The 484-nt window shown below is 47.5% G+C and carries 1 protein-coding gene; it reads right to left on the bottom strand.

Annotation, left to right across the window (positions count from 1 at the left end):
* Positions 1 to 276: 276 nt before the first annotated feature.
* A partial coding sequence (locus tag ACY2RQ_RS19830; protein WP_490114741.1) for a hypothetical protein occupies positions 277 to 484 on the bottom strand: 208 nt, incomplete at its 5' end.

Consider the following 484-nt stretch of genomic DNA (forward strand, 5'->3'; position numbering starts at 1 on the left):
CCTAACAAGCGCATCCAAGTGACGCCTTCGGCGCACCTGATGCGGGCGTTAGGCGAAGCTGAGTAAACTTCAAGTCTGATAAATTAGCATTCTTTATTGTGTTGGCTGGCGTTGGGAGAGATAGGAGTTGTTTCCCCGAGTTACGCCGCAATTTAAATTTCTATCGTCGTCGAGTAAAGCGCTTGCGGCGTTTTAGCCCCGAGTTCAGACCTTTCAGTTGCCAACGCCAGCATAATCATTGTGCATAAATCACCAGGCAAACAACTATGTTCAACCTTAAACAAGCATCGGCTTTATTGTGCAAGGCTGGCTAAAAACATCGAAGTTCATTCCTTCGAGTCGCGCCGCTATAAAAATCTGTACTTTCTTTAAGCCCACCGCTTGCGGCGTTAAGTCTTGTGTCCATACATTCGTGCAGCCAGCCACAAACAAAGTGTAAACATCGTATCGTGGTGCGGCAATTTCAGTGCAAACCGGGTAAGCG

It is taken from the genome of Parendozoicomonas sp. 209JJ7-1 (genome assembly GCF_058147085.1).